This window comes from Novacetimonas hansenii JCM 7643, assembly GCF_000964405.1.
In the GTDB taxonomy this organism is placed as follows: Bacteria; Pseudomonadota; Alphaproteobacteria; order Acetobacterales; family Acetobacteraceae; genus Novacetimonas; species Novacetimonas hansenii.
On the sequence record NZ_BANE01000078.1, the window covers coordinates 29,755 to 53,195 of the forward strand.

General features: G+C 58.6%; 21 protein-coding genes. 13 read left to right on the forward strand and 8 right to left on the reverse strand.

Annotated features, from left to right (window positions below; translation table 11 throughout):
• Window positions 1-263 precede the first annotated feature (263 nt).
• Window positions 264-650 carry a hypothetical protein gene (locus B7G66_RS18170; RefSeq protein ID WP_040510580.1) on the reverse strand — a complete coding sequence of 129 codons (387 nt, stop codon included), beginning with the start codon at window positions 648-650 and terminating at the stop codon, window positions 264-266.
• A 304-nt stretch (window positions 651-954) separates the two neighbouring features.
• On the opposite strand from B7G66_RS18170, the gene B7G66_RS18670 reads away from it, so the two are divergent.
• From B7G66_RS18670 to B7G66_RS06365, 3 genes are all read left to right on the forward strand, one after another.
• Window positions 955-1,305, forward strand: a complete 351-nt coding sequence (locus B7G66_RS18670; RefSeq protein ID WP_225578690.1) for a hypothetical protein — start codon at window positions 955-957, stop codon at window positions 1,303-1,305.
• Between the two features lie 29 nt (window positions 1,306-1,334).
• Window positions 1,335-1,679 carry a hypothetical protein gene (locus tag B7G66_RS06360; RefSeq protein ID WP_225578691.1) on the forward strand — a complete coding sequence of 115 codons (345 nt, stop codon included), beginning with the start codon at window positions 1,335-1,337 and terminating at the stop codon, window positions 1,677-1,679.
• A gap of 67 nt (window positions 1,680-1,746) precedes the next feature.
• Window positions 1,747-2,304, forward strand: a complete 558-nt coding sequence (locus B7G66_RS06365; protein ID WP_003618818.1) for a phosphate-starvation-inducible PsiE family protein — start codon at window positions 1,747-1,749, stop codon at window positions 2,302-2,304.
• Between the two features lie 465 nt (window positions 2,305-2,769).
• Here the strand turns inward: B7G66_RS06365 and B7G66_RS06375 are convergent, their stop codons facing one another.
• Window positions 2,770-3,252 carry an Hsp20 family protein gene (locus B7G66_RS06375; protein WP_003618820.1) on the reverse strand — a complete coding sequence of 161 codons (483 nt, stop codon included), beginning with the start codon at window positions 3,250-3,252 and terminating at the stop codon, window positions 2,770-2,772.
• A 720-nt stretch (window positions 3,253-3,972) separates the two neighbouring features.
• On the reverse strand, window positions 3,973-4,872 hold the full coding sequence (locus tag B7G66_RS06385; protein ID WP_040510582.1) for a LysR family transcriptional regulator: 900 nt from the start codon (window positions 4,870-4,872) through the stop codon (window positions 3,973-3,975).
• 225 nt (window positions 4,873-5,097) lie between these two features.
• Between B7G66_RS06385 and metF the strand changes: the two genes are divergently transcribed.
• The 3 genes from metF to B7G66_RS06400 all read left to right on the forward strand — a co-directional run bounded on the left by metF (window position 5,098) and on the right by B7G66_RS06400 (window position 7,220).
• Window positions 5,098-6,156 (forward strand): methylenetetrahydrofolate reductase [NAD(P)H], encoded by a 1,059-nt coding sequence (gene metF / locus B7G66_RS06390; RefSeq protein WP_040510584.1) that lies wholly within the window; start codon window positions 5,098-5,100, stop codon window positions 6,154-6,156.
• 4 nt (window positions 6,157-6,160) lie between these two features.
• A complete protein-coding gene (locus tag B7G66_RS06395; protein WP_231106186.1) occupies window positions 6,161-6,730 on the forward strand; it encodes an epoxyqueuosine reductase QueH in 570 nt (189 codons plus the stop codon).
• Window positions 6,731-6,926: 196 nt separating this feature from the next.
• The gene (locus B7G66_RS06400) at window positions 6,927-7,220 is read left to right on the forward strand and encodes a hypothetical protein (RefSeq protein WP_003618825.1); all 294 of its coding nucleotides are present in this window, start codon (window positions 6,927-6,929) and stop codon (window positions 7,218-7,220) included.
• Window positions 7,221-7,378: 158 nt separating this feature from the next.
• Here the strand turns inward: B7G66_RS06400 and B7G66_RS06405 are convergent, their stop codons facing one another.
• Entirely contained in the window at window positions 7,379-8,407 is a 1,029-nt protein-coding gene (locus B7G66_RS06405; RefSeq protein ID WP_003618826.1) for a methionine synthase, read from the reverse strand.
• A gap of 27 nt (window positions 8,408-8,434) precedes the next feature.
• Complete coding sequence (locus tag B7G66_RS06410; RefSeq protein WP_003618828.1) at window positions 8,435-9,418, reverse strand: DUF1852 domain-containing protein; 984 nt, start codon at window positions 9,416-9,418, stop codon at window positions 8,435-8,437.
• A 485-nt stretch (window positions 9,419-9,903) separates the two neighbouring features.
• Here B7G66_RS06410 and qatA point away from each other — a divergent pair, with 485 nt between their 5' ends.
• The 5 genes from qatA (at window position 9,904) to B7G66_RS06440 (ending at window position 15,964) form a co-directional block, all read left to right on the forward strand.
• Entirely contained in the window at window positions 9,904-11,868 is a 1,965-nt protein-coding gene (gene qatA, locus B7G66_RS06415) for a Qat anti-phage system ATPase QatA (RefSeq protein ID WP_003618831.1), read from the forward strand.
• Entirely contained in the window at window positions 11,868-12,743 is an 876-nt protein-coding gene (gene qatB / locus B7G66_RS06420) for a Qat anti-phage system associated protein QatB (RefSeq protein ID WP_003618833.1), read from the forward strand. Before qatA ends, qatB begins: the two co-directional genes overlap by 1 nt.
• Window positions 12,740-14,086 (forward strand): Qat anti-phage system QueC-like protein QatC, encoded by a 1,347-nt coding sequence (gene qatC, locus B7G66_RS06425; protein ID WP_003618835.1) that lies wholly within the window; start codon window positions 12,740-12,742, stop codon window positions 14,084-14,086. The genes qatB and qatC overlap by 4 nt, the downstream gene beginning before the upstream one ends.
• Before the next feature lie 9 nt (window positions 14,087-14,095).
• Complete coding sequence (gene qatD / locus B7G66_RS06430; protein WP_003618836.1) at window positions 14,096-14,836, forward strand: Qat anti-phage system TatD family nuclease QatD; 741 nt, start codon at window positions 14,096-14,098, stop codon at window positions 14,834-14,836.
• Between the two features lie 168 nt (window positions 14,837-15,004).
• A complete protein-coding gene (locus B7G66_RS06440; RefSeq protein WP_003618838.1) occupies window positions 15,005-15,964 on the forward strand; it encodes an IS481 family transposase in 960 nt (319 codons plus the stop codon).
• Window positions 15,965-16,387: 423 nt separating this feature from the next.
• On the opposite strand, the gene B7G66_RS06445 is transcribed toward B7G66_RS06440, so the two are convergent.
• On the reverse strand, window positions 16,388-17,047 hold the full coding sequence (locus B7G66_RS06445) for a TetR/AcrR family transcriptional regulator (protein WP_040510588.1): 660 nt from the start codon (window positions 17,045-17,047) through the stop codon (window positions 16,388-16,390).
• Window positions 17,048-17,155: 108 nt separating this feature from the next.
• On the opposite strand from B7G66_RS06445, the gene B7G66_RS06450 reads away from it, so the two are divergent.
• Both B7G66_RS06450 and B7G66_RS06455 read left to right on the forward strand, forming a co-directional pair.
• Window positions 17,156-17,722: a hydrolase gene (locus B7G66_RS06450; protein WP_003618841.1), complete on the forward strand. Its 567-nt coding sequence runs from the start codon at window positions 17,156-17,158 to the stop codon at window positions 17,720-17,722.
• A 48-nt stretch (window positions 17,723-17,770) separates the two neighbouring features.
• Window positions 17,771-19,195 carry a DHA2 family efflux MFS transporter permease subunit gene (locus B7G66_RS06455; RefSeq protein ID WP_040510590.1) on the forward strand — a complete coding sequence of 475 codons (1,425 nt, stop codon included), beginning with the start codon at window positions 17,771-17,773 and terminating at the stop codon, window positions 19,193-19,195.
• A 116-nt stretch (window positions 19,196-19,311) separates the two neighbouring features.
• Here the strand turns inward: B7G66_RS06455 and B7G66_RS06460 are convergent, their stop codons facing one another.
• Together B7G66_RS06460 and B7G66_RS06465 are read right to left on the reverse strand one after the other, a co-directional pair.
• Window positions 19,312-22,488 carry an error-prone DNA polymerase gene (locus B7G66_RS06460; RefSeq protein WP_003618845.1) on the reverse strand — a complete coding sequence of 1,059 codons (3,177 nt, stop codon included), beginning with the start codon at window positions 22,486-22,488 and terminating at the stop codon, window positions 19,312-19,314.
• The coding region (locus tag B7G66_RS06465; protein ID WP_048858934.1) for a DUF6504 family protein at window positions 22,485-23,441 on the reverse strand (957 nt) is incomplete at its 5' end. The genes B7G66_RS06465 and B7G66_RS06460, both read right to left, overlap by 4 nt.

The following is a 23,441-nucleotide window of genomic DNA, read 5'->3' on the forward strand; positions in this document are numbered from 1 at the left end:
TGATGTTTAACGAATATCAACAAAACCCCTGTAATTTCCGTCCGCAACACCGCCACAAAAAATAAATACAAATATAAATAATAAAATTATCCATGAAAAAGGATCTGCATTTCGTGTCCCCTTGACGAGGCAAGCATCTCTTCCAATCTTGCTTTCGCTGGAAGCCATCGGGTCCGGCATAGGCTCTGTGAGCCAGACAACTGAAGTCCATGTTGCTTTAATCGGAGGATGTGGATGTCGACACTGAAAGGACTTTATTCCCGCTATCGCCGCTCCTTGCGTACAGCCGCCCGGAGATGGCGCAACCGACTGGAGGGAGGCGTATCATGGTAACGCGCCCCCTTTTCGGAGACGATCCGCTCGCTCCGCGTGTCCTCTCCGTGCTCCGCCGCCTCGGTCATGACGGACGTGGCGTGACGCTGACGTCTCTGGTGGCCCATACCGGTATACCGGGGATCAGACTTCGCTCCACGCTGGAACGCCAGGTCCAGGCGGGCGCGGTCGCCCCTGCCGGGTGTGATCCCCTGGCTTCTGATCTCGCGTTCCGTCTCCCCATGCGGGCAAGAGCCGTACCGCCAGTTCCGGTCGCGGCGTAAGGCACTGACCGCGCCGGGTAGATCAGAAACGCCTTCTCCGAGCGGAAGCGCCATCTTTTCTGGAACGACCGCACGAATGAGAGGGTGGAGCGGGGCCTTCCATCGGAGGCCCCGCGTCTCTGAAGGTGAGGTCGAAAGCAGAGAGAACAGGGAGATGTCGAGTTTTATCCATTTTCTCAACCTGAAGGCACTTCAGCACTATTGGAATAACCATCCCCCGGTGCCCCGTTCACTTGGGACGAGGAGGCCAGTTTGGTCGCATTCCGCCGGAGAGACCGAGCGAGCGGAACAGACGGCCAAGCAACCTCGGCGCCTTCGGCAGAGGGAGAGACCACACCTCGCTGTCGGTCTCGTCCTCATGCTGCTGGTCGGAATGGCCTCGCAGGCATCGGCTCATGCGCCGCATGATGTGCTGTCGTGCGAGACAGAAAAGCAGCCGGTGAATATTCCATCCATGCCACTGGCCCGCGCCATCGAGATATTAGGCCGCCAGTCAGGGTGCCCGGTCCTTGTCGACCCGATCCTTATAGACGGTCGGACCTCCGCAGCCGTCAAGGGCGCCTATACGCCTCAGGCCGCTCTCCTGCATCTGTTCGGGTCCGTGCATGTCGACGTCACCGCCACTGTTTCGGGCTTGAGCGTCAGCCCTCTGGATGCGACGGCTCTGACCTCGGGCGACACGCGCGCCAGCCTGAGGACTGCATCATGACTCTTCACACGGACAGGCCGAACAGAATTATGTCGCTTCCGACCGTTCGGATCGGTACAGAGCTGGCGGTCCTGCTGGCCGACTATCTCGGCGACCAGGAAAAAAACCAGGGATATGACGGCCTCATGCGTCGGGCGGCCGACCACCGGATTAACGATCGGGTTTCTCGCTGGAGAACCGCGTCAGACCCGGAAGCGACGACCGTCGCCGTGGTCCGAAAACTCCTGCCTGTCGCCGACCGCACGCACATGGCCAAGGCCTTGGGCTGGTCGTTGGGAGACCTCGAAAACCAGCTGACATCGATCTTGCCAAAGGCCGTGCGAGACCATGCCAGAACATTGTCCTGTCGCCTGCCACGCTGGCAGCGGCTTTGAACCGGATGTGCGCCGGAAGGGCCACGACGTAGGAACTATAACTCAATTCATAGATGGGAAAACGGCTATGGAAGACCTCTCCATGAAACGTTCCTGGCAGAGCAGGGACTGGTCCCGCTTCATCAAGCTGTTCAGGGGCCTGACATTCTACGAGCGTTTTGAACAGGCGATCATTCTGACCCTGATTGCGCTCATCATGCTGGTCACCGCCATCGCGACGATTCATCTGATCGGCGCGGTATGGCATCTGGTCGTCGATGTCGGAATCGATCCGATCAACCAGACGATCTTCCAGGCGATTTTTGGCGCGATCTTTACTGTTATCATCGCTCTTGAGTTCAAACACTCCCTGCTGGTCGTTCTTGCCCAGCATGAGAACGTCATCCGGGTGCGGACCATCGTCCTGATCGCCCTCCTGGCGATTGCCCGCAAATTCATCCTGCTGGATCTGCATGATGTGACTGCCATGGAACTGTTCGCTCTCTCGGCGGCTGTTCTGGCGCTGGGCATCGTCTACTGGCTGGTCCGCGAGCAGGATGCGCGTGTCGCGCGCGATGCCAGGGAACAGGCGCATCTCGAAGATAATCCTGCGGCCCGCTGTGAGCCTGAAGGGTCTTCATCCTGAAGAATCGAGGTAAAGGCGGTCTATAACGCCGCCTTTACTCAATCCCCACTACGTCCCGTGCGATGAGGACGTCTTCTCCGGCGTCTCTGGCCCTGACGGTGCCAGATGATCTGTGTCGATGGGCCGGAACGGCGGAATGGGTTGTCCGGGATAATAGACCGGCCCCTTGTAGTTCTGATCCAACTGGCTTGCGTTCAAGCTGTCGACCAGCATATCACCCGTGCCGTCTTCGTAATGAGTGCGAGCCCCAGTTTTGGGGATTGTGGACGTTCCCTCAGTCGCCCTCGCATCGAACGATGTTGCAGTCGTCCGGACAATATCACCAGCATGTGCGCCCGACTGGCTCAGTAGAGACAAGCCCAGAGCAGCGCACGACAGAGATATTTTCATCCTCTTCATGCTCATGACCTTTCGAGATTCTCCCCCGGCCGGATGAATGGCCGGGGGAGAGTTTTCGTCACGCCATCAGGCTGCCTCTTTCCGCGCCTCAATCTGGGGCACGGCTTCCTCCGCACGTGCTGTAGAGGACGTAATCGCGATACGACGCGGCTTCATCGCTTCGGGTATCTCACGTTTCAGAGTAATGGACAGAAGTCCGTTCTCGAAGTGCGCATCGGTGACTTTCATATGCTCGGCCAGATCGAAGCGGCGTTCGAATTCTCTGCCCGCAATACCCCGATGGAGATATTCGGCGGCGCTTTGCGGCTCCGGCGCCTTTCGTCCTGTCACGACAAGAGTATTGCGCTCCTGTGTGATCGTAAGGTCGGCCTCGGCAAGTCCGGCAACCGCCATGTCGATCCGGTAATCATCCTCACCGGTCTTGACGATATCGTAAGGCGGCCAGTTATCGACCGCTGGAATCCGGCTGGCGAGATCAAGGGCGTTGAGCATTCTGTCAAAGCCCACGCTCGAACGGAACAGGGGAGCAAAATCAACGGTGGCTCTCATAGCCATATCCTCCTTTGAGCAACATGGACACAAGATCAAAACTGATAGTTCTGTCTGCCGACCCCTTTGGCGGCCGGCAGATTCAATCTGGGCACTCCGTGCATGGTGTCAAGAGGTATCAAAAATGCAGAAAGGCAGGTTTGGGCGTCCTCAATCGTTCGCGTGTTCAGAGTGGACCAGAACAATGCCTGATAGCATCGGATGGAAGTTGCTAGCCGCGGCATTCGCCGCGACCATGCTGAGTGCCGCTCCGGCGGAGGTCTGGCCGTGGATTTATGCTGGACCACCAATTGTCGTTCCACCACCAGTCGTGGTCGCGCCGCTAGCTGTCAGTTGGGGTGGGCGGTCTCCTTCAGAAGGTTTATCAACCGCCGGTATGGCACATCAATGCCGCAAGGAGGCCTTCCACCCCATCTGACATGTCTTGTTCTATGATACGTTCTCAGAAGGGGCTGCTTTTATGCAGCCGAGCGGAGAATGCACTCGGGTGGGAGGAAACTCCATCAGCTCATGGTGATTGCGGACTGTCCGCTTAGGAGCTTGGCGAATGGGGGCTTGTATGTCCGGGATGAAGGCGTAAGCAGCAGGTCCGCTTCTATATCACTGAGCGGACTGACCGTTCAGGGGGAATACGGAAGGTCCGGTATCGAAAGGAAAACAGAGAAACCGGACATTGTAAAAAAACAAGTAGGTTCTATATGTGGATTTCGAAGGCAATACTTAAGTGTCTGAATCAGGTGAAGCGGCGAATTCGATAAAATCTTGCAGGTATCGAATCTCTTCATCAGTTTCGCGGCAACCAAGAAATATCTGTTTTGCAATGCCTTTCTTGCCAAGCTTCACAGGATAAAGATCAAAGCGGGAAGCGTACTCTTCCACAAGCCAGCGAGGAAGTGCTGCAACGCCCCGTCCATGTGCCACCATCACCAGCATGATATCAGTGGTTTCAATTTGTTTCTGATGCCGCGGACCAATACCAGCAGGCTGCAGAAACTGTGTATAGATATCCAACCGCTCGGATGGAACGGGATAGGTGATCAATGTTTCGCCCGCAAGTTGCTCCGGCAAGACAAACTTCTCATTCCGCAGAGGATGTCCAGGGCCAACGGCCAGAACAAGTTCATAATCGAATACCGGCGTGAATTTCAGGCCAGGTTTGTAAAGCGGATCAGGCGTGACCACGATATCGATTTCATTGCTGAACAACGCACCAATACCGCCAAACTGGAACTTCTGCCGCACATCCACATCAACTTTGGGCCACCTCTCCAAATAAGGGGAGACCACCTTCAGAAGCCACTGATAGCAGGGATGACACTCCATGCCGATGCGGAGTGTGCCACGCCCGCCATTTGCGAACTGCTCAAGGCGGCTTTCCGCGAGCTCAAATTGAGGAAGCAGACGGTTCGCCAGAGAAAGCAGCCATTCGCCTGCCTGGTTGAGCACAAGGGAACGTCCCTCACGGCGCCATATCTTGACGCCAAGCTGCTGTTCAATCTTGCGGATGGCATGGCTGAGCGCCGGCTGGGTCAGGTTCAGACGCATTCCTGCGGCCGTCAATGAGCCTTCTCGCGCGACTTCCCGAATAATTGTCAGATGACTGCGCTCCAGAACACTCATGACTTACCTCTCGAATGCACGAAATTCATATAATTATAAAAACATATCATTTCAGTTCACTTACATAAACTTTTATCGTGATGGTTTACAGGATTCTTTCGGATAGCTTTCTATGATCCCGACCGATAATCGTGGCCTCTTGTGCTCTGAATCTGAATACAAATTCGATCGCCAGCATGAGACATGCAGGGAACGAGCCGGAGATTGTGTTTCCCTGCAACTGACATGACAGACAGATTGAACGGATTGGTCTCGGAGGAACGGATCGGCAACCTGCTGTCGTGCAGCTGCGACATGCCGCCACCTGCGCTTTCCTTTGAATTCGTCCCGCCAAGAACAGAACCTATGGAGCAGCGGTTATGGCAATGCATCCGGCGCCTTGCACCGCTCTCGCCGTGCTTCGCGTCCGTGACCTATGGTGCGGGCGGAAGCACTCAGGCCAGCACTTATGCGACGGTGTTGCGCCTCAGACGTGAGACTGACCTCGTACCGGCTGCCCATCTGACATGTGTCGGTGCGACACGGGAAGAAGTCGACGCTATCGCCCGCAGCTATTGGGAAGCAGGGATCAGGCACATCGTGGCACTGCGCGGCGATCCACCAGCGGGAACAGCGGACTACACTCCGCATCCGGGTGGTTATGCCTATGCCCGCGATCTCGTCGCGGGGTTACGTCGTATCGCCGATTTTGACATCTCCGTCGCTGCCTACCCGGAAACGCATCCGGCAGCCCTTAGCCCTGAAGCCGATCTCGACAATCTCAAAAGTAAGCTTGATGCGGGGGCCACACGCGCCATCACGCAATATTTCTTTGACGCTTCGACCTGCCTGCGCTTCCTTGACCGGTGTCAGTCCGCTGGTATCAACGCGCCCATCATTCCGGGCATCATGCCGGTCTCGAATTACGAGCAGGTGGCACGCTTCTCGGCGCTTTGTGGGGTCGCGGTGCCAGCCTGGCTCAGGCGTCTGTTTGAAGACACCGACGAAAACCCGGAACTCCGGCGCATCGTCGCCAGTATTGTGGCGGTGGAGCAGATCCGAACCTTGCAGGCCAACGGTATCAACGAATTTCATATCTCCACGTTGAATCGTGCGGACCCGACTTATGCAATCGCCCATATCCTCGGACTGCAGGAGATCGGCCGTTCCATATTGGATCATGTGGCAGACTATCCGGAACAGGAAGAGACAAGTGATGAACGAGAAGCCGAGACAAATTCTGACACCGCCGGGCGGACAGAGGAAGGTGCTTCTCCATTCATGCTGCGCACCATGTTCGGGTGAGGTGATGGAGGCGATGACGGCATCGGGCATCGACTACACGATCTTCTTCTACAACCCGAACATCCACCCCGAGCGGGAGTATCTCCTCCGCAAGGACGAAAACATCCGGTTTGCCGAAAAACATGATGTTCCTTTTATCGACGCTGATTACGACAAGGATAACTGGTTCGCCCGGGCGAAAGGCATGGAATGGGAGCCGGAACGTGGCGTACGATGCACCATGTGCTTCGACATGCGCTTCGAGCGGACCGCACTCTACGCCCATGAGCATGATTTCCCGGTCATGACGAGTTCGCTCGGTATTTCACGATGGAAGAACATGGCGCAGATCAACGAGTGCGGGCAACGCGCCGTATCTCCCTATGACGGGCTGTCCTACTGGGATTTCAACTGGCGCAAAGGGGGAGGCTCCGCCCGGATGATCGAGATCAGCAAGCAGGAGCGCTTCTACCAGCAGGAATATTGCGGTTGCGCCTATTCGCTGCGGGATACCAACGCCCATCGTCGCAGCCAGGGCCGCCCGGCGATCGAACTTGGCAAGCTGTATTATGGAACGAACGATGACGCCTCATAACACGCCGCAGGACGACGAGGCGTTTTCCGACACTACGACGATTGTGCCGAGGCTGAACCACCAGGCTCGTCATCGGGCCGGTCCATCTCTGGCCTGCGACGATCCTGATGACGAAAGCCCGTTCGGATGCCCGTGTTGCGTGGTGCCCTGGTTTCGTTGAGCCGGATGAAATGCGGCTCAGGCTTTGACGCGCACCATGCCACAGACCCTTGCCGCAGACATCATGCGCTATCTTCAAATGCCTGATCGCCCGGTGCTGTCCAAAGGAGAACAGATATCCCGTTTTGTCGATTTCCTCTCGGAAACTCACAAAATCGTCGGCTGTCGACGGGGAGAGTGCCGCAAGCGTTTGCGCCGGTTCAGCCATGTGCTCGGCGCTTCCCGCCCCATGGCCGATACGGCAAGAGATGTCGAACGGCTGATCATAACGATGCAAGACATCGGCACACGCCCCCTCACCCCTGCCAGGCTTCAGGACGCTTTTCGCTGACGTTTTACAGTGCGGACGATGTTGCAAGACTGTTGATCTCCCCCGAAACCCTGACGTCATGGAGAAGCTGAATCGTATCCTGCTTGCCCAAGGGAGAGCGTATCGACATGGTCGTCTCTACTTCTCTCCCTCTTTTGGAATCCACCTACGGCAGTCTGTCAGGTCGAGAGTTCTTTACGAACGATTTCCGCACCTGCCCCCAGAGCATTGAGCTTGCCTCGTGCCACGTCACGCGGCAAAGGCGCCATGCCGCAGTTCGTGCAGGGATAAAGCTTGTCGGCATCGACAAACTGAAGCGCTTTTCGCAAGATATCAGCGACTTTTTCGGGTGTCTCAATGGTTTTTGTGGCAACGTCAATGGCGCCGACCATCACTTTTTTCCCGCGAATGAGTTCGATCAGATCCATCGGAACACGGGAATTCTGACATTCCAGAGAGACAAGATCGATATTGGATTTTTGAATCTTGGGAAAGATTTCCTCATACTGACGCCACTCTTCCCCCAGCGCGTTTTTCCAGTCGATATTGGCTTTGATACCATAGCCATAGCAGATATGGACGGCGGTTTCGCATTTAAGGCCTTCAATGGCCTTTTCCAATGTGGCGATGCCCCAGTCATTCACCTCATCGAAGAACACATTGAAGGCAGGCTCATCAAACTGGATGATATCGACGCCAGCCGCTTCCAGCTCTCTCGCTTCCTGATTGAGGATCCTGGCAAATTCCCACGCCAGCTTTTCGCGGCTTTTGTAGTGGCCGTCATAGAGCGTGTCGATCATGGTCATCGGGCCGGGGAGAGCCCATTTGATCGGTTTCTTCGTCAGTGCGCGTAAAAACTTCGCATCCTCGACAAAGACAGGCTTCTCGCGTGCCACAGCACCGACAACTGATGGCACACTGGCATCGTAACGGTTGCGAATTTTAACCGTCTGACGGTTCTCAAAGTCGACGCCGCTGAGATGCTCGATAAATGTTGTGACGAAATGCTGACGCGTCTGTTCGCCATCGCTGACGATATCAATACCGGCCCGGTCCTGATCGTCCAACGTCAGGCGCAACGCATCCTGTTTACCTTCGATCAGTTCCTCGCCGTGCAATTTCCAGGGAGACCAGAGGGTCTCCGGTTTGGCGAGCCAGGACGGCTTGGGCAGGCTGCCGGCTGTGGAGGTCGGGAGTAGCGTTTTCATAAGAATTGATCCTGCATTTCTGATTGATCAGGCGGCGTAGCTGGCAGACCACTGCTCAAGAACATCGTAGTAAGGTTCGCTGAAATTCTCTTCCGTATACTTCCCCTGTGCCGTTGCCAGCTGAGTGCGTTCCTCCCGGTCATAGATAATGAGGGTATTTGAATAATCCTGGTGCTTCAGACTGGGCTTGTAACAATCGGCTGCCGAGGCATTGGCGTTGTAGATTTCAGGGCGGTAAACCTTCTGAAAGGACTCCATCGTGCTGATGGTGCTGATAAGTTCAAGCGTGGAGTAATCAGACAGCAGATCACCGAAAAAATAGAACGCCAGCGGAGCTGCACTGTTGGAGGGCATGAAATAGCGAACCTTCATCCCCATTTTTGCAAAATATTCGTCCGTGAGTGAGAATTCACGCTGCTGGTATTCAACACCCAGAATAGGGTGCTGATTTTCTGTCCGATGATAGGTCCGGTTGGTAGAAACACTGAGGCATATCAAAGGACGTTTTTTGAAGTTCTTTTTATATGCGGCGGAATTTATAACACTTTTAAAGAGATTGCCATGCAGATCTCCGTAATTGTGAGGAACGCTGAATTCTGTCTTGTCTTTATTATATTTCGGCAGCAGCACGCTGAAATCATAATCTCTCACATATGAGGAAAAGCTGTTCCCTGCGAGACCTTCTATACGCCTATTTTCCTTTTTATCGACAATCGTTGTGTACAATACTTCAATCAGAGGAAAACTGTCATTTTTTCCAGCAAAAGCGAGATCCATCTCTACAGAGACAATTTCCAGTTCAATGGAATAACGGTCTCTCGTGGGGTTATCCCAATGCGCCAGTTCATTGAAACGATTGTCAATCATTCTGATGACATTACGTAGATTTTCCTGACGGCTTTCCCCTCTCGCCAGATTGGCAAAATTGGTCGTGAGACGCGTCCGGTCAGATGGATGATAGGTCTCATCGAAGCGAAGTCGATGAATACTGAATGTTGAATCCTGAATCATTGTGGTTCTACTTCTCTTTTCCCGAAAAAACCAGAACCAGACCAAACGGTAGACAGGAAGTCTCTCGTTTTGGTTTCTGACGTTCACAGGCTGCAATCGTTATCGTGATCGCTTTATGCCCGAATAAAACCGTGAACAAAAATGATTTTAATTCATAAAAATATAGATATCATTCATAGTTTATTATCGGAATAAGCCTGCTGTTCAGGCGCCTACAATTAGGACTTTTTCCGCCCAAAGTGGCGATAGAGATATGCAATAGTCATGTCGGCTTTTGGGCAACTCTCCCAACTGCCTGGCATGTCCGGGATGAGGGCGGAAGCGGCCTTTTGCCTTCGGTGCATGTCCTTCGCACGGCCAATTTTCATCAGGCAGTTGCCTGGTTCCTCTTGGCTTTAATACCGACACCCCTTGATCTAGTCATCGCAAGATGCAGGATAGCTTTCGGAGACGGCTGGCCCAAACCGTCTCTCTCGGGGGAATAAATGCTGCTTGCGGACAACGAGACCACTTTCGATCTGCTGAACAACGATGCGATCGCCAAGACTATTGTCGGCCTCATTACCGAAGATCCCGAGCGCGCCGTCACCGTTGGTGTCCACGGTGACTGGGGAGCGGGCAAATCAAGCGTGCTGGAGATGATCGAAGCGTCGTTCGCCGATCATGATGAGACGCTGTGCATTAAGTTCAACGCATGGCGGTTCCAGGGATTAGAGGATGCGAAGATCGCGCTGATTGAAGGCGTGGTCACGCAGCTGATCGAGAAGAGGTCGCTGACGACGAAGGCAGCCGATGCCGTCAAGGATGTCGTCAAGCGCATTGACTGGCTCAAGGTAGCGCGGATGGGCGGTGGGCTCGCGTTCACCGCGATGTCGGGTTTGCCCAGTCCCGATCATGTCGGCGCGGTCGTCGGCATGGTGAAAGGCTTCTTCGCGGACCCGGCCAAGTATGCCGACAAGGAGCAGATAAACAAGGTCATAGAAGGTGCCGAAGGGTTATTGAAGGAGAAGGAAAGTCGGCGGGTCCCGCAGGAAGTCGAGGAATTCCGTAAGGCATTCGATGAACTGCTAAATCGCGCTGGACTGAAGCAGTTGGTCGTCCTGATCGACGATCTCGACCGCTGCCTGCCCGAGCCGGCGATCGAGACGCTTGAAGCGATGCGCTTGTTCGTGATGATGGACCGCACCGCCTTCGTCATCGCGGCGGACGAGGCGATGATCGAATATTCGGTGCGTAAGCACTTCCCCGACTTACCGGATACCACCGGTCCGCGTGATTATGCGCGCAATTATCTCGAGAAGCTCATCCAGATCCCGTTTCGCATCCCGGCGCTCGGCGGGGTTGAGACGCATATCTATGTGACCTTGCTCCTCGTGGGCGCACGGCTCGGTGACGAAGACGCGCAATTCAAGGCGTTGGTGGCGGTGGCGCGCGAGGCGCTGAAGCGCCCATGGGATCCGACGGGGTTCGATGGTGCCGCGGTCCAAGCTGCGCTCGGTGCGCGCGCGAAGGATGTTGCGGACGATCTCGTGCTGACCGAACAGATCGTGCCGCTGCTGGCTAGTGGGACGTCCGGCAATCCGCGGCAGATCAAGCGATTCCTCAACAGCTTGCTGCTCCGCGAGCGGACGGCGGACGCGCGAGGCTTCGGGGCTGCGGTCAAATTGCCGGTGCTGGCCAAGCTCATGCTAGCGGAACGGTTCATCCCCACGTTGTTCGACGAGATCGGCCTCGCGTCGGCGAACGATCCCGATGGTCGTTGCAAAGACCTCGCTGTCCTCGAGGAAGGTTCCAAACCCGAAACGGCTCGGGCCCCTGCACCACTTGTGGCAGGCGGGGAAGGGAAGAAAGTCGTGCCCCCCAAGGCTGTCGCCGCCCCCGAGCCTGCGACGGTCGAAAATCCGGTCCTGACACAATGGCAGGCGTCGGACGTCATCAAGGCGTGGGCGAAGCTTCAGCCGCCCTTGAGCAATGTTGATTTGCGTCCGTATCTGTTCGTCACCAAGGACCGGAAGGACTATCTCGCAGCAGCCTCCGCCCTCGGCCCGCTGGCGGCGGTCGTCGAACGGCTGATGGGCCGTCGCATGGCCGTCTCGGGAATGGATGCGGAACTGCGGGCGCTCGCAAAGCCCGAAGCCTCGCTCGTCTTCGATTATGTGCGTCGGCGAATCCTAGGTGCGGGTGATTTCTCGCGGCCACCCGCCGGCATCGACGGCGCGACGATCCTCGTGCGTACGCAACCGCACCTTCAGTCGGCTCTCTTGGACATGCTCGGAACGCTGCCCGCCTCAAGCGGTCCCTGGATCGTCGCGGGTTGGTCGGAGGTGATCACCGAAGACGCCGAAAGACGGCGCTTCCAGACTCTGCTGGAGCGATGGAGCAAGGCTACCGACAATCCGGCGCTGGCCGCGAGCGCGACCGCCGCTCTGCGGACGAGGGCGAAGGGCTGATGGGCACGTCCTCGACCTTCGACGGCCCCAATAACGATCGCCCGCTGGTGCCCACCTTCGTCGACGACAGCGACCGGGACGGTGGGGCCGGTGATGACGCAGGCGATGGGCAGGATGGTGCCGATGGCAACAGCGGTGATGGCGAACCTGCGCCCGCCGCGCCGCCACTCCCGCCACCGGGTGCAGCAGGTCGCTTCACGGCCCCGCGCGCCAATTTCACGACGTTTGCGCGTTCTGGCGGCACCGATCGGCGCAGTCTGGGCCGGGCGGTATCAGGTTATGTGCGCTCGTCCATGGGGAGCCCGCGCCGCGCAGCGCAGCGGATGGGCACCGCTCGCGCGTCCGGCGGCAACGTGGTCCGGATGCTGCAATCGGTGCAGGCCAACGGGATCGCAGAGACCTTGCGGGAGCTTAATCTCACCGCGCTCGCCGGACGTCCTATCGAGGAAGTGTTCGCGGGGCTGGCGGACTATGTCTGTCCGGAAGATGGGTCGATAGATCAAGGCATCGCGCGCAACGCTTTCATAGAGACGATCGCCGACCTAGCCGAAGCCGGCATCACTGACATCGATGGTTTGACCTCCGAGCAGATGACAACGGTCTTTGAGCTTTATGTGGCGCACACGATCGAAGCCCGCATCTGCAATGACATCGGGACCAAGGCGGTGGCCTTGCCCGCGAACCCGGCGGCAGCCCAGAAGGTCGAGGATATGCTGCACGATTTCATCCAGCGCGGCGTAACCGACGCAGTGGCGCGTTCCGGTAGTAACATCCAGACGCTTTCACCCGACCAGATCAACGGTTTCGTGACATCGGTCTACGAGGATGCCTTCCAGATCCTCCAAGCGATGGGCGATGCGGAGGCGGCACGATGAAGCGTCATCTCCTCGTCGGCAAATTGGGACCCACGGACGACCCTACTGTCTTGACGCGGATCGACGAAGTCCGATCCGACGTCCAGCTCCTGAACGCAGGCGGGATGGCCTATGGGGTACAGACGGCGCTCAATGAGCTGCGCAAGTTCGATCTGGTCCCCAATGAGATCGGCATCGACCTGCTGGCGCTTGGCGCCCTCGTCTACGCGGCGGATACGCGGATCGCTCGCGCGACCGAAGCCCAGGACGGCTGGACCCGCGAGATACGCATCTCGTTGCCAGTCAGTGACGTCGCCGCGTGGGAAAGGGCACGACCGGTGATCGACCGCGCATTAGGCTTCCTGAGCGGCGACCGATGGGAGATTGAGTTCCGCACCCGGCCAGTGGGCAAGGGAAGGCTCGGTGGCGACGCGCCGCTGCTCAATACGGATCTCGGGGGTGTGAACCTCTTCTCGGGCGGCCTCGATAGCTTGATCGGCGCCATCGATAGCCTCGCGGCCGATGAGCGGCCCCTGCTGGTGAGCCATGCTGGCGAAGGTGCGGGGAGCAAAGCGCAGTATCTTTGCCACGCGGCGCTCAAGGCGAAATTCCCGCAGCGTCGTTTCGAATGGGTGAGGCTGCCGATGGTCTTCGCGCATGACTTGGCAGAAGGCGTCGGATCGGAGACGTCGACTAGGGCGCGATCGTTTCTGTTCTTCGCCTTCGGTGTTGCGGCCGGAACGGCGCTGCGTCGGCCATTCGACCTCAAAGTGCCCGAAAATGGCCTTATCGCGCTTAACGTACCGCTCGATCCGCTACGTCTCGGGGCACTTAGTACCCGAACGACACACCCATTCTATATGGCGCGCTGGCGCGAGATCATCGCCGCGCTCGGCATCGATGGGTCACTGTCAAACCCTTATTGGGCGATGACCAAGGGCGAGATGGTCGACGCTTGCGCGGACAAGCCGTTCCTCATGACGATCGCCGACAAATCGATCTCCTGTTCGTCCCCCGCGAAACTGCGGTGGGCGGGCTATGCTCAAGGACATTGCGGATACTGCGTTCCGTGCCTCATCCGGCGGGCATCGATGCCGGACGGCGATCCGACGAGGTACTTCCTCGAGGACCTGCGCCAGCGCCCGCTGAACAGCGCGGAAGCAGAAGGCGTACAGGTCCGCTCGTTTCAGTTGGCGATCGCGCGGCTCCGCGACCGACCCGACCTGGCGAAGATCCTCATCCATAAACCCGGCCCCCTCTACGACCATGATCTGGATGACCAAGGCCGCATGGCAGGGGTCTACGCGCGTGGTCTGGAGGAAGTCGGGCGATTGCTGGATGGCGTTCGCACGCGTCCGAGGTAGAGGGCGGGGATGAGCAATCTCGTAGATTTCCATTGTCACCTCGACCTGTATCCAGATTTCGAGCGCGCGGTCGAGCGTTGCGAACGCGCAGGCGTCTTCACCCTCACGGTGACGACGACGCCTAAGGCGTGGCGGCGGAACGCGGAAGTGACGGGAGCGACGAAATATGTGCGCGCGGGCCTCGGCCTCCATCCTCAGCTTGTGGGCGAAAGGGCAGCCGAGATAGGCTTATGGGAGAGGTTGCTGCCCGAGACGCGCTATGTCGGCGAAGTCGGCCTCGATGCGGGACCTCGGTACTATAGCTCGTTCGACGTGCAAAAGAAGGTCTTCGCCCACGTACTGGAAGCTTGTGCCGAAGCCGGTAACAAGATCCTGTCGGTCCATAGCGTACGGTCGGCGAAGATCGTCCTCGATATGGTCGAGGCTCACATGCCGTCCGATCGCGGGAAGGTGGTGCTACACTGGTTCACGGGCTCGGCAGCGGAAGCACGCCGTGCGGCCGATCTCGGGTGCTATTTCTCGATCAACGAACAGATGCTCGCCAAGGAAGGTAAAACGGCATTTCTGCGATCCCTGCCGCGTGAATGTCTCCTGACCGAAACGGACGGTCCGTTTACTAAGGTAGGGGATCGTGCGGCTGAGCCTACAGATGCGGGGCGGGCACTCGCTCCACTGGCCGCTTTGCTAGGATTGGACGAAACCGAGACTAAGGCCCTGATCTACGCCAATCTCAGGAAGCTTCTCTTCTGACGATCTGCTCGCTTCGCCCTCTGGCGGTGGTGAAGACACGGTTAACGGCACCATATCCCGGCTTGCGCTGGAACCTGTCTGTTGCAAATCCATCCGTCTCGGCTAGCCTAGATGTTTAGTCCCGGGGTTTGATGGTGTGATATTTTCACGCGAGTGGAAGGAAGCATTATGGGACAGATACGTCATGGGAGCGCCACGACCACGCACGCCGTGCGAGCAGCAATACAGCGATCGCAGGCTTCGCTCGCGGCGCTGAGCGAGGCGTTCGGGATCAACCCGAAAACGGTGGCGAAATGGCGGAAGCGTCAGACTGTCGAGGATCAGAAGACAGGTCCCAAAGCGCCGCGCTCAACGGTTCTGTCCGAGACTGACGAAGCGATGATCGTGGCCTTCCGTCGGCATAGCTTACTGCCGTTGGATGATTGCCTTTACGCATTGCAGGCCACCATTCCACATCTGACACGCTCGGCCCTGCATCGCTGTCTTCAGCGTCACGGGATTTCACGCCTGCCTGATGTCGAAGGAGACAAGCCAAAACGGCAGCACTTCAAGCGCTATCCGATCGGGTTCTTTCACCTCGATATTGCCGAAGTCCAGACTGCCGAAGGAAAGCTTTACCTTTTCGTCGGTATAGATCGCACAAGCAAGTTTGCGGTAACGCAGCTTGTGGACAAAGCCAACAGACGGACAGCCTGGGAATTTCTCGAATATCTTCTGCGCATCGTCCCTTATCAGGTTCATACTATCCTGACGGACAACGGCATCCAGTTCGCCGAACAGCCCCGCAACCGGGGCTCGGCATGGTCACGTTCCATGCGTTTCGACATGATCTGCGAGGCTAACGGGATCGAGCATCGCCTGACAAAACCCAATCACCCCTGGACCAATGGTCAGGTCGAGCGAATGAACCGGACGATCAAGGAAGCAACGGTCAAACGCTTCCATTACGACAGCCATGAGCAGTTGAGGACGCACCTCAATGACTTCATCGCCGCGTATAATTTCGGGCGAAGGCTCAAGACACTCAAAGGCCTCACACCCTATGAATACATCTGCAAAATATGGACTTCAGAACCAGATCGATTCATCATCAACCCAATCCATCAAATCCCGGGACTAAACACGTAGGGTGCAGATCGCTAACCTGAAACTGAACGTTCGTCCCGCTGATCCAACGTCAACAGACCATCGGCAGATTATGGCATAAACAGCCGTTAGGTAACGGCACCATGGATGGCGACTCAGTCCCAAAAGGGGGCTTTAGAGGGCTATGGCGTAGACGTAGTTCTCATCTGGTTCCGGCCCGCCTAGTGAGATTCGAGCCTCGACTGGGTAGAATGCATGCGCAAATCCGCTATCCGCCTTTGCCGGCAGAGCGTCGGATGGATTCATGTCGGCTTTCGGGAAACTCTCCCAACCGCCTGTATGACCGGGATGTAGGCGGAAGCCGCCGCTGCGCATCTCGCACTTCGCAAGTGCGGCCGATCTCTCGCGCCGTCAGTCGAAGGACGCATCACACCGGGAAAGTGTGGCTTCGTCTCCGGTTCGCATTTAGCGTGTCTTTCCATCCGTTGCGCTGTCTGCACCGCGCCGGAACGGCGCCAGCCTGTCGGAAAGATAAAGTCGGTTCATCCGCCGCAACTCATCGGGCGCGCCCGACGTCGTGGGCGCGTCGTTCGCGAGCATGCCGCGCAAGACTTTCATGGTGTTCAGAACGACCGCCGCGATGTCTTTCGCCAGCGCCTCATCCAGTCCCGGCGCACACACGCGCAGCGCCGCCGCAATTCCGGCCACGGCATGACCTCGCGCGCGGTCGCGGATCTCCATCTTGTCAGTCCGCGCCTCCATCAGGGCGGACAGCGATTTCACACGCGGATGAAGCGTGACAAGCAGTTCGATCAGGATATCCGCCAACGCTTCCGGCGAAAGCGTGGCCGCACGTTTGGCAAGTGCTGCGTATTCGTCTTCCAGAATGGCGATATGCCGCTGCACCAGAGCGTCCGCCACAGCCTCCTTGTTCGGAAAGAAGCGATAGAGCGAGCCGATCTTCGCCCCGGCGCGCGCGGCGATCTCCGCCATGGTCGTCGCCTCGTAACCGCGTTCCGCCATAAGGTCGGACGCAGCCGCGAGCAGTTCCTCGACGCGCTGGCGTCCGGCCGAGCGTAGCGGCTGAAGAGATGTCCGTTTTGCTCTTGACGTATTTGAGTCCATCCTCAAATAATGCTCCTGTTTGAGTATCTGCTCAACTTCTAGCGGTTCCGTGCGGTCTGGACAACGCTTCGGGACGGTCGCGCGAACGTCAACAGGGAAGCTCACGCCATGATTTCACTTCCGCCCACCCGGACGGCCCTCGTCCTGATCGATCTCCAGAAGGGAATCACGGGACTGCCTTTGGCCCCGATACCGGGGGCCACGATCGTCGAACGATCGAAAGAACTCGCGGCGCGTTTCCGGGCCGCCGGTGCTCCCGTCATTCTGGTGAATGTCGCGTTCGCGCCCGATTTCGCGGACGCGGTGCATGCGGTCGTCGATCGCTCCTTTTCGCCGCCCGGAGGCTTTGCTCCCGACTGGACCGAACTGGTTGACGGGCTCGCCGGACCGAATGATCTGCGTATCACGAAACGGCAATGGGGTGCCTTCTACGGCACGGATCTCGACCTTCAGTTGCGGCGGCGCGGCATCACCACCATCGTCCTGGGCGGAATCGCGACCAATCTGGGCGTGGAGTCCACCGCCAGGGGGGCTCATGAGCATGGATACAACGTCGTGCTCGCCGAGGATGTTATGTCCACATTCACCGAAGAGATGCAGCGCTTTGCCTGCGAGGAGATTTTTCCTCGTCTTGGCCGCGTGACGACCAGCGAGGCGATTGCCTTGGATGCGTGAGCGAATGGCGGACATCTGCGCGTCTCGCGGTTCCCGGCGAGATCATTCATGAACGCCGGAACGTCGTTGCCAGCCCAAGGCTCGGATCAACTGCCTCCCGGAACCTGGAAAATCGTGAGCGTCGCGGCGATCGGGTCTTTCATGGCGCAACTGGACGCCACGATCGTCAACGTGTCGCTCCCCGATCTCGTTAGGACCCTGCACGCGCCGTTTTCAAGCGTTCAATGGGTGGTCAGCGGTTATCTGCTGGCGCTCGCCCTGACGTTGCCGCTGAACGGATGGCTCGTAAGCCGCCTCGGGGGGCGAGCGGTCTATTTATGGTGCTTCGGTGCTTTCACGCTGACATCAGGCTTCTGCGCGCTGGCATGGTCGGCACCGTCCCTGATCGCGTTCCGCCTGCTGCAAGGCATGGCTGGCGGCCTGCTTGCTCCCATGGCGCAGATGACGGTCGCCCGTGTGGCGGGCCGACAGATGCCGAGGGTTGCGAGTGCGATGACGGCACCCGTTCTGCTCGCGCCGCTTCTCGGACCCGTTGTCGCGGGAGCCATCCTCTCCGTCGCGTCGTGGCGCTGGATCTTTCTTCTCAATGTGCCGGTCGGGCTGGCGGCCTTTGTCCTCGCCGTCCTGTTTCTCCCGGACGACAGAGAGGGCGCGCGTGCCCGTCCGCTCGATCTGACAGGGCTCGGGCTGCTCGGGCCTGCCCTGGTGTTGTTTCTCTACGGCATGGATCACATCGCCCGACCTTACGGGCAGGCGACCCTGAGCGCATCCCTTGTGCTGTTCGTCCTGTATATCCGATCCGCGCGACGCAAGGGCGACGATGCGCTGATCGACCTGCGCCTGTTGCGTGCGCCCGCCTTTTCGGTGTCGGCGATCATCATGTTTCTGACGAACGGGGTGTCGTTCGCTGGTCAGATGCTTCTACCCGTATGGCTGATCCACGCCTGCGGTGTCTCGCCCGAGCGGACGGGCCTGCTCATGGCGCCGCTGGGCCTGGGAATGATGTGCGTCTATCCGCTCATTGGTCGTCTGAGTGACCGGTTTGACGCGCGCGATCTGACCGGTTGCGGCGCGCTGCTTTCGCTGGTTGGAACACTGATTCTGGCTGTGCTCGCCTATAACGGTCTGAATGCCGCCCTGCTCAGCGTCGCCCTGCTTCTGCGCGGTGGTGGCGGAGGAGCCGTGGGCATTCCGGCGATGAGCGCGGGGTATGCGTCGATCGCTCGGGACGATATTCCCATGGCAACGACTGCGCTGAACATCATGCAAAGGATCGGGGGGCCGACGTTGACCACGGTGTGCGCCACATTCCTTGGATGGCGGCTCGCGACAACCGGTCCGTCTCATATCCCATCAGAGGCTTTTGCCGAAGCATTTGGAGTGCTCGCGTTATTTCATGGCGTTCTGCTACTCACGACGCGCTTCATCAACCACTCAGAAAACAACCGCGAAACTCGACAACCTTCGACGTGACTGTACTTTGAGCGGTCACCAAAAAAAACAAATCAGGCAAGCTCTGCTGAATTTTTCTGCTTTGAGGGCGAAAGACGACATCGTTGACCAGCAGAATTATCACGTAAGCGCAGGGGCTAGTGGAAGTTTCTTGATTTCACCGTGATCCGTTCAGATCTGGCTTCCTGTTGTGCCCTGCCGACCTCATGCAGGGACCGGTTCCCGACATCGGCCAGCAATCCAGACAGGTTGGTGATCTCCTTCGCCACCAGATGCACGACCTCACCTTCCTTTTGCAGCATGCCCATTACCGCCAGCATCTGCCCGCCCAGTACCACGCGCCGGTTCGCATCGAACATGTCTGGCCAGATGATGACGTTCATATTGGCCGTTTCGTCCTCCAGCGTCATGAACACCACGCCTTCGGCGGAGCCCGGTCGCTGCCGGACCAGCACCAGCCCTGCCACGGTGAGACGCTTCCCATCCTTCGCTGCCAGTGCCTGCCGACAGGACATGATGTCCCTTTCCTGAAGATCCTCACGCAGAAAAGTCAACGGATGATCCCGAAGGGTCAGGCCAAGTCGGTTGTAATCCCGCACCACCTCGGCCCCATCGCGCATGGGCTGGAGCAATACATCCGGTTCTTCAGCTTCCCGCGTGATCTGGGCTGCCGCGAACAGCGGCAACGGTTCATCGCGCAGGACCCTGATCGCCCAGAGCGCCTCGCGCCTGGCCAGCCCAAGCGAGGGCCGGAACGCATCGGCCTCGGCCAGATGGGTCAGGGCTGCCGCCTTCACACCCGCCCGACGCCACAGATCATCAATGGATGTAAAGGGACGGGAGTCTCGTGCGGCAACAATCCGGGCCGCATCATCATTGGCCAGTCCCTTCACCAGGCTCATGCCCAGTCGCACGGCGAACATCCCGTTGGGGCTTTCCGGTCCTTCCAGCGTGCTGTCCCAGCGCGAGGCATTGACGCAAACGGGCCGGATTTCCACGCCATGTTCCCGCGCATCGCGGACAAGTTGCGCCGGGGCATAGAACCCCATAGGCTGGGAATTCAGAAGCGAGGCCAGAAACACGTCCGGATGGGTGCATTTCATCCACGATGACGAATAGGCCAGAATGGCGAAACTGGCCGCATGGCTCTCAGGAAATCCGTAAGACCCGAAGCCCTCCAGTTGCAGGTAGATCCGTTCAGCGAATTCCTCATCATACCCGTTGGCGCGCATGCCATTGATCAGGCGTGTCTGAAACTGAGAGACGGTACCAGTGTTCTTGAACGTCGCCATGGCCCGCCGCAACTGATCGGCCTCGGCGGCTGTAAACCCGGCGCAGATCATGGCGACCTGCATCGCCTGTTCCTGAAACAGCGGGATGCCAAGCGTCTTTTTCAGAACCTTTTCCAGTTCCGGGGTGGGATAGTCTTCCGGCTCGATCCCTTCGCGCCTTCGGAGATAGGGGTGGACCATGTCTCCCTGTATGGGACCAGGTCGAACAATCGCGACCTCGATGACGAGATCGTAAAACACACGCGGTTTGAGCCGTGGCAGCATGGACATCTGTGCCCGGCTCTCGATCTGGAACACGCCGATAGTGTCCGCCTTGCGGATCATGGCGTAGGTGCGGGGATCTTCGGCAGGGAGGGTCTGGAGGGTGAAATGCTGGCCCTTGTGCTCCGCCAGCAGATCCAGCCCCTTTTTCATGCAGGTCAGCATGCCAAGCGCCAGGATATCGACCTTCATGAATTTCAGGACGTCGATATCATCCTTGTCCCACTCGATAATCTGGCGGGCCTCCATCGAAGCGGGTTCGATCGGCACCAGTTCATCCAGCCGGTCATGCGTCAGCACAAAGCCGCCGGGATGTTGCGACAGATGGCGGGGCGTCCCGATCAGGCACCGCGCGAGATCCAGAGTCAGGCGGATGCGCCGATCGGACAGATCAATACCGCTGTCAGTCAGGGCGTCATCGTCCAGCGTGCGGCCCCAACCATGAATCTGGCCCGAGAGTGTGCGGATCAGGTCTTCCGGTAGCCCCATGACCTTCCCGACATCGCGCAAGGCTCCCTTGGCGCGATAGCGGATGACCACGGCCGTCAGTGCTGCCCGATCACGTCCGTAATGCTCATAGACCCACTGGATGACCTGTTCACGTCGCGCATGCTCGAAATCGACATCGATGTCCGGCGGCTCGCCCCGCTCTTCGGAGACGAAGCGCTCGAACAGCAGGGAGTTGCGCGCGGGATCAATGGCCGTGATGCCGAGCACGTAACAGACGGCAGAATTGGCCGCCGATCCACGTCCCTGACAGAGAATGTCCTGGCTGCGGGCATAGCGGACGATGCTGTTCACCGTCAGGAAATACGGTGCGTAGGCCATGCGCCCGATCAGGCCGAGTTCATGGTTCAGGCTTTTGCGAACCTCGTCCGGGATACCTTCAGGATAGGTGCGGGCTGCGGCCTCCCATGTCAGCGCTTCCAATGCCTGCTGGGGCGTCTGGCCGGGAACGGACACTTCATCGGGATACTGGTAGGCCAGATCATCCAGAGAGAAGTGACAGCGCTCGACGATCTGCACGGTGCGAGCCACCGCTTCCGGATAACGGCTGAACAGCCGGGCCATTTCCTGCGGGGGTTTGAGATAGCGGTCCGCATGACGTTCGCGGACGAACCCGGCCTCGTCGATGGTCGTGTTATGCCGGATGCAGGTGACGACGTCCTGCAGGATGCGCCGGTCATGGGTATGGAACAGCACGTCATTGGTTACAACGGTTGGCACATGCGCCTGCTGCGCCAGGTTGGCCAGTTCGTAGAGCCGCATCTGGTCATTGGGACGGCGCAGCAGGGTCAGCGCCATATAGGCCCGGTCGGCAAAGGCGTCTTTCAGTTTGCGCAGATGCAAAGCGCAGGCATCGTCTGCCGTGTCAGGGACCATGACGATGATCAGGCCCTCGCCCCAGGCGACCAGATCCTCCCAGAGCAGATGGCATTTCCCTTTGCCGGCTCGTGCCTTGCCTATGGTGAGCAGCCGGCACAGGCGACCGTAGGCCGCGCGGTCGGTCGGATAGACCAGCACTGCTGGGAAATCGGCCAGGTCGATGCGACAGCCGACAACCAGCCGGACACCGGTAGCCTTCGCGGCTCCGTATGCCTGCACCATTCCGGCCAGAGAGTTGCGGTCACAGATGCTCAGTGCCTCGATGCCAAGGGCCTTTGCCTGCTCGAATAACTCAATGGGCGACGAGGCTCCACGCAGGAACGAGAAATAGGTTGTGACCTGCAGTTCGGCATAGCACGGTACCGGGGTGTTCATCCGAAAATCCCGTGCAGAAACCAGCCCTGCGAGCCGGTCTCGCCGTGCTCACCATCACCCGCCCGGTAAAGCCAGAACCGCTCGCCGCTCGTATCCTCCACCCGGAAATAGTCCCGGGCGATGGTCAGTTCCGCGTCGTTCTTCCACCATTCGCCAAACACGCGCTCCGGCCCGTCAGCGCATTTCACCTTCCGTCGTACACCCCGCCAGATGAAGAACAGCGGCGGCTGGTCCGGGAGTTCCGCCATGGCCTGCACCGGTTCCGGTCGTGCCAGCAGCCGGGTAGGGCGAGGCCAGTGCTCGGGCCACTCCTTCGTCTCCTCGGGGGCAAGCGCGGGCACGCGGCAGAAGGAGCGTTCGGGCAAATCGCTTTCTACTGGCGCGAAGCGATACAGCGCCTGCATGCCGACACGGTTGGCCAGTGTGTCGACCAGATCGGACACATCGGCCTCTTCCTCGGCGATCAGGGAGGAGACGGTCTGCCGCCGGTCCATCGGTTCGGCCAGTGAGGCGATCAGCACCATGCGCTCGATGCCGAACCCCGGATCGATGGTCTCGATCTTCTCGCACAGCAGCCGCGTCAGGCGCTTCACGTCGCGTACCGGCATGGCGGTCGCCACGCGGATCGCTTCGGTGCGGCTGTCGACACGATGCAGCAGTAGATCGAGGCGGCGCACGCCCTGTCCACGCTCGTCCAGCCCCTGGCAGAGCAGCGGCACCAGCTTGCCGATATATTTGGCGATAGTCTCGGCCGCGCCGATGGGTTCGGCAAAATTACGGCTGACTTCCACTGGATCAACCGGGCGGACAGGCACGATGGCTTCCCCCATGCGTCCAAAAGCCTGATCCAGCCTGCGGGCCACCTCTGGGCCGAAACGCAGCGCCAAAGGTGCACGGGGAATGGAGGCAAGTGGTCCGATGCGGGATACGCCCAGCGTGGCCAGACCCTCAAT